This is a genomic window from Pedobacter sp. W3I1 (assembly GCF_030816015.1).
Taxonomy (GTDB): Bacteria; Bacteroidota; Bacteroidia; order Sphingobacteriales; family Sphingobacteriaceae; genus Pedobacter.
The window spans coordinates 2,218,055-2,229,593 of record NZ_JAUSXN010000001.1 but is presented as its reverse complement, the minus strand read 5'-3'; the positions used below and the strand labels follow the sequence as shown (position 1 = coordinate 2,229,593).

9 protein-coding genes are annotated in these 11,539 nt (G+C 39.9%); 3 read left to right on the top strand and 6 right to left on the bottom strand.

The features are described 5' to 3' along the window. Nucleotides 1–32 precede the first annotated feature (32 nt). Nucleotides 33–1,697 (top strand): glycoside hydrolase family 43 protein, encoded by a 1,665-nt coding sequence (locus tag QF042_RS09445; RefSeq protein ID WP_307527606.1) that lies wholly within the window; start codon nucleotides 33–35, stop codon nucleotides 1,695–1,697. Between the two features lie 794 nt (nucleotides 1,698–2,491). On the opposite strand, the gene QF042_RS09440 is transcribed toward QF042_RS09445, so the two are convergent. Then, nucleotides 2,492–3,592 (bottom strand): glycoside hydrolase family 43 protein, encoded by a 1,101-nt coding sequence (locus QF042_RS09440; protein ID WP_307527603.1) that lies wholly within the window; start codon nucleotides 3,590–3,592, stop codon nucleotides 2,492–2,494. Between the two features lie 74 nt (nucleotides 3,593–3,666). Beyond that, nucleotides 3,667–4,416 (bottom strand): SDR family NAD(P)-dependent oxidoreductase, encoded by a 750-nt coding sequence (locus QF042_RS09435; protein ID WP_307527601.1) that lies wholly within the window; start codon nucleotides 4,414–4,416, stop codon nucleotides 3,667–3,669. Nucleotides 4,417–4,871: 455 nt separating this feature from the next. Here QF042_RS09435 and QF042_RS09430 point away from each other — a divergent pair, with 455 nt between their 5' ends. Then, complete coding sequence (locus tag QF042_RS09430; protein WP_307527599.1) at nucleotides 4,872–5,816, top strand: sialate O-acetylesterase; 945 nt, start codon at nucleotides 4,872–4,874, stop codon at nucleotides 5,814–5,816. Nucleotides 5,817–6,150: 334 nt separating this feature from the next. Continuing rightward, entirely contained in the window at nucleotides 6,151–6,327 is a 177-nt protein-coding gene (locus QF042_RS26325) for a carbohydrate-binding protein (RefSeq protein WP_373459098.1), read from the top strand. 222 nt (nucleotides 6,328–6,549) lie between these two features. Here the strand turns inward: QF042_RS26325 and QF042_RS09425 are convergent, their stop codons facing one another. The 4 genes from QF042_RS09425 to QF042_RS09410 are packed head-to-tail and all read right to left on the bottom strand — an operon-like array spanning nucleotide 6,550 to nucleotide 11,521. After that, nucleotides 6,550–7,953, bottom strand: coding sequence for an alkaline phosphatase (locus QF042_RS09425; protein WP_307527596.1), 1,404 nt, complete (start codon nucleotides 7,951–7,953; stop codon nucleotides 6,550–6,552). A gap of 7 nt (nucleotides 7,954–7,960) precedes the next feature. Then, nucleotides 7,961–9,025 (bottom strand): phosphatidylinositol-specific phospholipase C1-like protein, encoded by a 1,065-nt coding sequence (locus QF042_RS09420; protein WP_307527594.1) that lies wholly within the window; start codon nucleotides 9,023–9,025, stop codon nucleotides 7,961–7,963. A 10-nt stretch (nucleotides 9,026–9,035) separates the two neighbouring features. Further along, complete coding sequence (locus QF042_RS09415; protein ID WP_307527592.1) at nucleotides 9,036–10,625, bottom strand: RagB/SusD family nutrient uptake outer membrane protein; 1,590 nt, start codon at nucleotides 10,623–10,625, stop codon at nucleotides 9,036–9,038. An 11-nt stretch (nucleotides 10,626–10,636) separates the two neighbouring features. Then, nucleotides 10,637–11,521 (bottom strand): hypothetical protein, encoded by an 885-nt coding sequence (locus QF042_RS09410; RefSeq protein WP_373459066.1) that lies wholly within the window; start codon nucleotides 11,519–11,521, stop codon nucleotides 10,637–10,639. Nucleotides 11,522–11,539 lie beyond the last annotated feature (18 nt).

Sequence of the window (11,539 nt, the reverse complement as noted above, 5' to 3'; positions counted from 1 at the left end):
CATATTTTTCTTCAATAGCCAAATATACAATTATGAAAAAAATCCTTTATTTATTCTTGCTATGCTTCACCTCACCAGCATTTGCACAAATAAAATTTACAAATCCGATTCTTGCTGGTTTTTACCCGGATCCGAGTATTACCAAAGTAGGTACTGACTATTACCTGGTTAACTCTACTTTTTCTTATTTTCCTGGCATACCGGTTTTTCATAGCAGGGATTTAAAAAACTGGAAACAAATCGGAAACGTCATTGAGCGAAATACCCAGATGACTTTTCTGGGTGATGGAACCTCGCGTGGTTTGTTTGCGCCTTCCATTAATTACCATAAGGGGACCTTTTATATGACTTGTACCAATATAGACAAGGGAGGGAATTTTGTAATGACGGCTAAAAATCCTGCCGGCCCATGGAGCGACCCGGTATGGCTTCGCGATGTAAAAGGAATAGATCCATCTTTATTTTTCGATCAGGATAAAGCCTATATCGTTTACAATAGTGATGCCCCGGACAATAAGCCACTTTACAGTGGCCATCGCACCATCCGGACATACGAATTCGATCCGGCGACACTCAAAGTAAGCGGAGAAGAACATTTGCTTGTAAATGGTGGAGTGGATATTTCTAAAAAACCAGTCTGGATTGAAGGCCCTCACATATTTAAACGCGGAGACTGGTATTATATATGCGCTGCTGAAGGTGGAACGAGTGTCAATCACTCACAGGTTATCTTAAGAAGCCGTTCGGCAGAAGGCCCTTATGTTCCTTATGAAAAGAATCCCATCTTAACTCAACGTAATCTGGATCCAAACCGCCCAAATCCGGTAACCTCGACAGGTCATGCCGAACTTGTTGAAGGACCTGATGGAAAAACTTACGCTATTTTTCTTGCCGTGCGTCCATACGAAGGAAATTTTTACAACACCGGAAGAGAAACCTTTATTGCACCAGTTAAATGGACAAATGGATGGCCGGTGATTAATCCAGACTTCAAAGAAGTTAAATACGAATATCAGGCGAATTTCAAAGAAGTTAAACAGAAAGATACGCCCCCGCAAAGTGGCAACTTTTCCTATCGTACCACATTTGATAAAGGGTTGGATCCTTCCCTTTTATTTTTAAGGAAAAACGACAGTTCATGGTATAGCTTAAGCAAGAAAAATGGGCTAACAATGAAACTTAAGCCTGAAACCTGTATGGAGAAAACCAATCCGGCTTTTCTTGGAAAACGTCAGCAACATATGTTTTGTACAGCCAGCACAGCGCTTCAGTTCAATCCGAAATCTGAGCATGAGAAAGCAGGATTAATGATTTTCCAGGGAGAGTTTAATTTTTATTTCATGTGCAAATCCATTAAAGAGAACAAAAGCATAATTCAGCTTTTTAAAGGCGATCAGGCTGCAGGCAAAATGGTATTGATTACTGAATTACCCCTGCTAAATTCATCAGCAGATCTCCAGCTGGAAATTGAGGCCAAAGGCGGCCTATATGATTTTAAATACCGCCAGGGAAGTAACGACTGGCTTACTTTGAAAAAAGACGTTGATGGCAAGTATTTAAGTACGCAGGCTGCCGGCGGATTTATCGGTTCCCTATTCGCTATGTATGCTACATCATCAGGGAAGCAAAGCGATAATCAAGCAAGCTTTAAGTGGTTGGATTATAGCGGCAACGATAAAATCTATAACTCAAAATAACAGGCGACTCTAAGTCATATAATCAGTTTGAAGGCCCTCCTCGCAATCCCGTAGCTATCGGATTTAGAGGAGGGCCTCGAAGTATCGTCATTTCGACCGCAGCGGAGAAATCTTTGAAATTTGATTCAATAACCTGGTACAAAGATCTCTCCACTCCGCGTTGCTCCGGTCGAGATGACGATTTATCTTAACCTTTCATCCAACTCCTTTGTTTTTGGCTAAAAAACTGATCTCTACCATTGACAGATTCCAAATAGAAAGGTCGTCATTGCGAGGAGGAACGACGAAGCAATCTTTCCTGCTAGTGATCCTCCTATAAAGATTGCTTCCCAGAAAATCGGGACTGCGCTTCAGTCGAAATGACGGTGATTTTTTTTAAATCTGTCATTGATAGGGGAATTTATTGTACAAAAATCAATATGAGAGACAGGAATTAATCTGCGTAAAAACCCTCGATTTGCCGTCATTTCAAGCGGAGTGCAACGCAGTCGAGAACCCGAAGGCTCTGCGAAGCAAAATCTGTTTTGATAGATCTCTCCACTCCGCGTTGCTCCGGTCGAGATGACGATTTTTCTATTGGGATCTGTTTATAGTAGCATAGTCGAAGGACCTTCGATAATACGATAGAGAACATTGTGATAATCTTCAGGCTCGGCTTGTGCTGAGCCTGAAGAGAAAACATTCAGATAAACCTGGTTTTATGATACCAGCGTTTTCTTTTTTACAAAGGTTTAGCTCAATTCTCATTGGCTAACTTAATCATGATAAGCTGTGTAAGTAATAAATCTTTGCCATTAATTTTTATTGGGTTTTATAAGCTCAATTGTGCCATCTTTAAGATGATTAAGCTCGGTTACTTTAACATTTCTTAAATGTGTTTTCCCCGAGAGTTGGGTATCATGATAAAAGATATACCACTTACCTTTGATTTCAACAATGGAATGATGGGTAGTCCAGCCCTCTACAGGAGTCATAAAAGTACCCTGATATTTAAATGGTCCCCATGGACTATCTGATATCGCCGATGCCAGAAAATGAGTGTCGCCTGTTGAATAGGTAAAATAATACTTCCCATTATATTTGTGCATCCAGGCGCCTTCAAAGAACCTGCGGTCATGATCCTTGGTAAGAAGAGGTTTGCCCTGCTGATCTAAAATGACAACATCTTTTACTTTCCCATCAAAAGCGGTCATATCCTTGCTTAGTTTTACAACTTTTGCACTCAAAGCCGGTTCGTTTTCCTTTCCGGAATCGGTTTTAGAACCATTCGAATCATATTTTCCGTCTTTCCAGCGTTGAAGCTGTCCGCCCCAGATACCACCAAAATACATGTAGCTGCTGCCATCAGTATCGGTAAAAACCGCGGGATCAATACTAAAACTTCCCTCAATTGGCTCCTTAGCTGCTTTAAATGGCCCGGCTGGATCCTTGGAAGTTGCTACCCCTATCCTGAAGACATCATTTTTATCCTTCACAGGAAAATAGAGATAGTACATGCCATTTTTATAGGCCGCATCCGGTGCCCATAATTGCCTGCCCGCCCAAGGAATATCACGTACGGAGAGTGCGGGATCATGAATGGTAACCTTGCCTCCTATACTGTCCATACTAAGAATTCGATAATCCTTCATATCAAAATGATCACCATTATCATTTTCCTTTATGCCCGATTCAACATCATGTGATGGATAGATGTAAATTTTCCCATTGAACACGTGTGCAGATGGATCTGCAGTAAAAATTTCCTTCACCAATGGTTCAGACAGGTAATGTTTTTCTCCTGTTTTTGCAGTTTCATTTTCCGCTGAACTCTTGTTTTTTTCCTGACAAGAACTACCTAAGGCAACAATCAGGGCAATTGCCAAAGCAGATTGACTTTTAATTTTTAGATTCATTTTATTCATTTTTGGTTAAATACGATTACAGAAAAATTTATCCCATTCAGGAGGCGCCATGATTTGCACGGGGTTTAAAATCCTATCGAATTGCCGCCATCTACAGGCAACACAACACCAGTTACGTAAGAAGAGTGCTCCGAGCATAGATAGTAAACAGCTTCAGCCACATCCTTAGGTTCGCCCATCCGTCCCATTGGGGTTCTGGAAATCACTTTTTGCTTTCGCTCAGGATCAGCGTCCAACGCTTTTGAAGACATGGCTGTTTTTATGAATCCCGGCGCCACACAGTTCACGCGAATTCCAAGTGGCGAAAGTTCAGTTGCCATTGCCCTGGTCATACCTTCAATTCCGGTTTTGGCAGCAGAATAAGCAATTACTTTCGGGATTCCATATTGGGCAGCCATGGAGCTGATATTAACAATGGCTCCCTGCTGAGAAATAATCATCTTTTTCACCACTTCTCTGCTTATAGAAAATACAGACTGAAGATTAGTCTGCAAAACGGATGCAAATTCCTCATCAGTGACCTCTATAAATGCTTTTTTCATATTTATTCCTGCATTGTTCACCAGAATATCTATCCTTGAGAATTTAGAATAGATATTTTCAATCAAACCGGGTATTTCACCAGGTTTAGAAAGATCGCATACGAAATAGGAAGCACCCGTACCTAAATCCCCTGCAACAGTTTTCAGATGATCTTCATTTCTTCCCACCATGACCACATGCATTCCTTTATCAACCAGTAACCTCGAAATCGCCAGCCCCAGTCCTGATGCACCACCAGTTACGATGGCAACTTTTATTGACACTGCTTCCATTTGCTTTAATTATTTTAATATTCTAATTATGTATTGTTTTCCTGATAACAAACTTATTATTGATGAACAGCAATTCTCAATCTTTTGAAATACATCATTTCATCTTTAATGTTTATTTATTTGGTTAAAATTTTGCCGCAATTTTTTCGGATAAAACGGATTCGAAAACTATAGGTGAGGCAAAGGATAAAACTATGTTAAAAGAAGAATTTAGTATGGAAACTTTGAATAATATGATAGCATAAATGTTGACTGAAATTAATAAATCTCCATAAAGGATACTTGTTTAATACTTCCATCGTACAGTTTGTTATTCAAAGTGGCTAAATCAGTTTATAGCAGCGTAGCCGGCCGATCGATAAAATTTGCTCATATGAGCGTTTATTATGATGAAAAATGCTACTTCGAATCTGCGGTGTTTAATATTTTAGTCCCTGGTTAAACGATGAGTTAATATGAAACAAATCATTACAAATGGGCTAAAACATGTAATAGCATATGCAAGAAAAACGATAGGCACTAAGCTGAATCACGCTGCTTTGGAACCTGTCAAACATATCGCCTGCAGCAGACCATTAGCAGTTACCCTATTGCTTGCATCTTTATTGTGCAATAGCGAAAAATCGTATGGTCAGGACCCTAAATTATATATTTTTCTGAGCTTCGGTCAATCAAATATGGAAGGAAATGCGCCCTTCGAATCTCAGGATACAACAGTCAACAATAGATTCAGCGTTCTCCAGGCAGTTGACTGCCCGGAATTAGGCAGAAAAAAAGGAAATTGGTACACGGCTAAACCACCTTTATGCCGATGCAAAACTGGCTTAACGCCAATGGACTATTTCGGAAGAACCCTCCTGGATTCACTTCCAAAAGATGTGAGCATCGGGATTATTAATGTAGCAGTTGGTGGTTGCAAAATTGAGTTATTTGATAAAAACACTTATCAAACCTATACTGCCTCTGCGCCAGAATGGATGAAGTCTGCCTTAAACGAATACGGCGGAAATCCGTACGGCCGTTTGGTGGAGTTAGCCCGGATTGCCCAGCAATCCGGGACTATTAAAGGTATTCTGATGCACCAGGGCGAATCCAACACCGGCGATCAGGAATGGCCAAAAAAAGTGAAAGCGGTTTATGAGAATCTAATCAGGGATTTAAACTTAAAGGCAGATTCCACGCCCCTCCTTGCTGGTGAGGTGGTTAATGCAGATCAGGGAGGGATATGTGCTTCGATGAATAAAATTATTGCAACCTTGCCAAAAACACTTCCCAATGCACACATCATATCATCTGCTGGCTGTAGCGATGCAGCAGATAACCTACATTTCAATGCACAAGGATATCGCACGCTTGGTGAGCGTTATGCCAAAACCATGCTTTCGTTGTTAAAGCGTTAAAAAAACCGGAACAATAGAAATAGGAGTTTAATTAATCATCTGGAATTTGAATAGAAAAATCCATATCAGCCGTAGCCTTTAAAATAAAACCAAATTGAAATAACGTATACAAAAAATGGTAAAGAAATTCAGAATAGGCGTAAGCTTACTTTTAAGTTTGATCACGCTGGGCACTTGAAACAATAAACTGGGCTGAAGGCATTAAAGTAGTAAAAGACACTGTAAACGGACGTATTTTCACCACAAATAAACAGGCGGGTGCCTTTATCAAAATTAAAGGTGCCTATTTTAAAAGTGGTGCTAAAAAGTTTAAAGCTTGTTTTGCTTCCCTTAAATCAGGATTGATAATCAAAATGGCAGGTTAATCGGAACGCTTCCGGTAGGAAGTAAAGATATCACATGGAACACAATCTCCTGTACACTTAATGAGGTAAAGGGCAAGCACGATCTATTCCTGGTATTTAAAGAGGGAATATTCAATTTAGACTGGTGGAAGATGATAACAAAGTAAATCCGGATTGAATAAAACAGTTGGTGGGGCCCTTGAGTCTATTTGCCTACTCTTTCATTTGAGTGGTTTTAGATGCTTTAAGCACTTCTATTATTCTATCTCTAAAAAACATAGGCAATAAGAAAGTGTCCTATGCCATTTCATTGAGCTGAGCCAAAGTGTAATGCGGATCGAATTTAACTTTTGACACAACCTCCTGATATTTGTTTGTTGTATAATAAATTAAGCTTTCACTAAAAACGATTCAGGCATTTCTGCAGCTTTAAGCATAAAGTTATGCAGCTCGTAATTTTTAACAAAGGGTTTTAAATTTTCTGAACCCGGACCAAACATGGTTAACTCTACGTAGTCACCTGTATGATTCATTCCGGCCCATTGCACATCGGTATATTTGCACAGAATTTTGCCGTACTCGTAAAATGGCAGGTTCGATTCGTTATAAAGCTGACCAGGAACAATATCTTTGAAGTGCACCAATAAAGATTTTACATCTTCTGATTTCATTTCAAAACCTTGATTTTCTTTTATCAAATCAATTATTTTCTGTTCACTGAACGATTGGTTTAACTGGGCCAGAAGCCAGGTATTGCTGTGTTTAAAGTTTTGAAGGCTATCGAACTTTTTGTTGGCTTCATCAGCATAAAACAAACCAGGGTTAGAATTACCATGATCTGTTGTGATGATCACCAATGTTTCCCCGTCTTTTTCGGCGAATTCTATTGCTTTTCCAACGGCTTCATCAAAAGCAAGCTGATCGAAAATTAAACCGCTTAAGTCATTAGAATGTGCAGCCCAATCCACTTTACCACCTTCAACCTGTAATGCAAAACCATCTTTGTGATCTTTCATTAGTTCTATAGCTTTCATGGTCATCTCTGCCAAAGTTGGCGTCGATTTTATAAGCTCCTGGTCATGCAGTCTGTCGACCTCATAAGGCATTCCATCGGCTGCAAACAAGCCCAAAACAGGTTTTGACTTATCTAAAGCCAACATCTCCGCTCTATTTTCAGCAACTTGATAACCTTGAGTTAAATATTTTGGAATCAGGTTTCCACCTGCCCTTTTCTCCCCGAAATATTTATGTCCGCCGCCCATCATCACATCGAATTTCAGGCCTAAATACATTTCTGCAATACTATCCTGTCCGCCGCGGTTATCAATATTTACACAAAAACCTGCCGGAGTTGCGTGTGTAATTGGCACGGTGGTTACGCAACCCACCTTTTTACCTTTTTCTTTAAACTTTTGAAGAATGGGCTGAGGTTTTTCACCATTCATACCTACGTTTAACGAACCGTTTCTAACACGCATACCGCCACCCCACGATGAACTCGCCGCAGCAGAATCGGTAACCAATGAACTCGCAGAAGCGGTGTCCATTAGTGCTCTCGCCGCCTTGTTATCTCTGTAAAGCCCCAACCATTTACTGCTCCGGCCAAATATGCGGTTCGAATATAAATCTGCCATATTTAACGTTCCAATACTCATGCCATCACTCACCATCATGATGATATTTTTGGCCTTTTTACCACCAGCTACCGGGAAAGCCGCAACATCTTTTATACCCACAAAAGGCAAACTTAAACCGGTTAATAAGCCTCCTTTTAATAATGATCTTCTGTTCATATCTCTCTTACTTTTTAAATAAAGGGTTCTCTCTAAAATATTCTCCATCAGCAAAACTGATGGCATAATCCGATTTAAAGTGGGTACTCTTTTTATAATAATCTGTGGTAATAATTTGAGCGCCCGATTTACATGCAGCTTCGAAATCGCTCCGGTCATTTTTTCTGGCTTGCTTTGTATCCGCATCTGCCCTAGTTCTAATGATGTAGCCTTTTTTAACTAATGCAGGAATTTGCTCATCCTTCGGATTATTACGAATCATTACGCCTGCTTCAGGCGTTCCTGGTTCTGCATTGGCAAATAGTACACGATCTTTAAGTGAAGGATGCCCCTGAATGTAGGTTGAGCGTTTTCTGTCTTTTGCATCCAGAACAAAAAGAAATTTACCTTTCGCCTGACTAAGTTTCGGCCACTTGCTGGCAAGAACAGCCTCTTCCAAAGTTTTGTATTTCCCCCGAACCAAATCAGGATATATAATATGTTCCTTTCCTAAATTTTCAATAATTACCGCATCCAGCTCATCAAATGTTTTGCTCGTAAAAACTTCAGGTTGCGTAAATCCCTTGCGCTTTATCGAATCGTCTTTAACTTCTAATGTGATGAAAACCGGCGTGTGATCCGGATTAGCTTCCGACCATCTCTTTAACTGCTGTAATGCAATTACAAAAGTTGGTGCCGACGACCTGAAATCTAAATCCGGAACGTGGAATACTTTGAATCCCGGTTTATTCATTTCGCCTTCTTTATCAAATGCAGGCTGAGCCTTTACCTGTTCAAAACCTCGTGGATGGGCATATCTGCCACCTTTCTCATCAGCATAAACATCAATTTCGAGATTTCTTAAACCCATATCCAATTGCTCTGGCATAGGAATATGTTCATAATCCAGACTGTTGGCTGCTACTGAATCTTGTGATTTTAAAACATCGAACAGCGCAGGATCAATAGCTTGTTTATAACTGTTGTGCGAACCGATAACCTGTATTTGATTTATCGGTAAATCTTCCTTTCTGGCAATTAAGGCAATTGCAGGCAGAACCAGCAATAAACCAACACAGGTAATCAGTCTCATATTTTTGATTTTAGTAACCAGGATTCTGCTTTAAATTTGCATTCAATTTTAACTCGTTTGCCGGAATTGGATAAAGCCTTCTGGTGATGTCTTTATTCATAAAAAGCACATCATTTGGCAGTGGATATTCAGTTTCAAATTGTCCGAAACGGATTAAATCATTTCTTCTCCAGGCTTCCCAGCTCAACTCGCGTGCTCTTTCATCGAGCAAAGTATTTAACGTAACCGTTGTTTCGTTTACAGCACCGGCACGGCTTCTTATTTTATTAATTAAAACTAAAGGTGTTTGTAGTTCACCGTTAACTATTGTTGCTGTTGCGCCTCGTAATATAGCTTCTGCTTTCATTAACATGACATCGGCAAGACGTAAAACCGGCATATCGTTCCCGTTTAATCTGGTTGCCTGTATGGCATTAACATCCGGCCAGTATTTTACCGAACGTACACCTTTGGCCTGGTCGGCAACGGTATTGCCCAAATCCATTGGTTTGCCTGGCTTTAAAATCAAATCGGGTGTAATTTCGATTTGCGTAGTTGTTCCTGCTACAAAAACCGGTTTTGTTAAATCTGGCTTACGGTTGGCATCTGGTGCATATTGTTTACCAATTAACCAGAAACTGTTGCGAATATCGTTTGTCAAATTAAAGCGGTTGTAATATTCAGGTGTGGTACTCATCGCAATACTAAAACCAACATTTATTCCGTAAGCTGCTGCTAAAGCAGGGTAAAAACCAAACCTTGTCATCTGATTACCGGGAATTTGCTGATCGTAAGGAATTGCAAAAATCGTTTCGTTAATTTGCGGACCGTTATTTACATCGAAAATATCGCTGTACTTTGCATCTAAGCTGTAGTTGCTATTTTTTAAAATATTATCAGCCATCGTAACCGCATCCGCATACCTTGCTTTTCCGGTATAAACTTCTGCGTTTAAATACATTTTCTCCAGTAATGCATAAGCCATAGCCTGAGTAGGTCTGCCGTAAACCAAAACCCGGTTATTGTTATCTTTGACCGGCAATTGAGCGACAACAGACAAAAGTTCTTTTTCTATAAATTCAAATACCTTTTCGCGGGTTTGGTTCCCTGGCTGGGTGCTTACCGGAAAAGTATCGATAATTGGCACATTACCATACAAATCCATCATAAAGTAATAATACAAAGCCCGCATTGCTTTTATTTCAGCTATGCTTTTAGCTTTTGAAGCATCAGATGCAACTGATTCGGTAGTAAGATTAATTAAGCGGTTGCAATTGTTAATGCCGCCGAAGCCCCACTGCCAGATATCTCTAACATTTGGATGATCAATGGTCCAGGTATGGTAATGCAACTGGCGGTACTGGCCACCATCATCAAAATTTCCATCACGTGCAGGCAGGATAGCCGCATCAGTAGAAAGTTCCTGCATTCTCCAATAAGGCACGCCGTACTGTGATGATAAGTTAGAATACATGGTGCCAAAAAGTGCCGTATAATCTGCAGTGGTATAGGGAAAATTTTCCTTAACGTATTGCGATTCTACATCGACATCTAGCTTGCTGCATGATTCCAAAACCATCAAACCAGCCAGGATATTAAATAAGATTATAAACTTTTTCATTTTTATATTTTTTAGAATGATGCACTTACACCAAAACTATAGGTTCTTGTTTTTGGATAATAATTGTTATTGTCTATACCTGGCGTTACACCGCCCATATTAATCTCAGGATCAATACCGCTGTAGTTTGTAATCACGAAAAGATTATTCGCAGTAACGTAAAGTCTGATGGCTTTGATTGATTGTGTTTTTGGCTTAATGGTGTAGCCAATTGTAGCATTATCCAAACGCAGGTAAGAACCACTTTCCACAAAACGATCAGAGATCAGGTATGCATTCGTATCGTTGAAAGATTCGCCTAAAGTAAATCTGGGGATATTTTGCAGCTTGGCATCAGCCGGATTGTTTAATGATGCCATTGTTGCATTTAATATTTTATTACCCAATACCCCACGAACAAGGAAATTCAAATCCCAATTTTTATAGTTGAAGGTATTTGCCCAACCGTAAATCAATTTTGGTTGTGCATCGCCTGCAATTTTAGCATCTGTTGTTAATGGCTGCGTTGCAATGGTTTGTCCAGCGGCATTAACATAGGTACTTACGCCAGCCGCATTTTTACCTGCATAGTTCCATAAATTGAACGTACCCAAGGCATGACCTGGCTGAATCAGCTGACTGAAATTGCCCGACTGGCCTTTGCCACCCAACTGAGCCGTTTGAACGAATGCGATTTTATAGAAATCATCAGATAAGGTTTCTACAACGTTTTTATTGTGTGCAATGTTTGGAGAGGTTGTCCATTTGAAATTATCTGTTTTAACTGCAATTGCGTTTAAAGAGAACTCTACACCTGTATTTTTGATTTTACCAACGTTAGCTGTTATGTTTGGCAGGAAAAACTGCGTGGTAGATACTTCGTAGCGATCGTAAATTAAATCAGAAGTTTTCTTCACATAAAAATCAACTGAACC

What these genes read in the sequence shown, in the direction of transcription:
- QF042_RS09440 (WP_307527603.1), bottom strand. Translation starts at nt 3,592, where the DNA reads ATGAATCTAAAAATTAAAAGTCAATCTGCTTTGGCAATTGCCCTGATT.
- QF042_RS09435 (WP_307527601.1), bottom strand. Translation starts at nt 4,416, where the DNA reads ATGGAAGCAGTGTCAATAAAAGTTGCCATCGTAACTGGTGGTGCATCA.
- QF042_RS09425 (WP_307527596.1), bottom strand. Translation starts at nt 7,953, where the DNA reads ATGAACAGAAGATCATTATTAAAAGGAGGCTTATTAACCGGTTTAAGT.
- QF042_RS09445 (WP_307527606.1), top strand. Translation starts at nt 33, where the DNA reads ATGAAAAAAATCCTTTATTTATTCTTGCTATGCTTCACCTCACCAGCA.
- QF042_RS09415 (WP_307527592.1), bottom strand. Translation starts at nt 10,625, where the DNA reads ATGAAAAAGTTTATAATCTTATTTAATATCCTGGCTGGTTTGATGGTT.
- QF042_RS09420 (WP_307527594.1), bottom strand. Translation starts at nt 9,025, where the DNA reads ATGAGACTGATTACCTGTGTTGGTTTATTGCTGGTTCTGCCTGCAATT.
- QF042_RS09430 (WP_307527599.1), top strand. Translation starts at nt 4,872, where the DNA reads ATGAAACAAATCATTACAAATGGGCTAAAACATGTAATAGCATATGCA.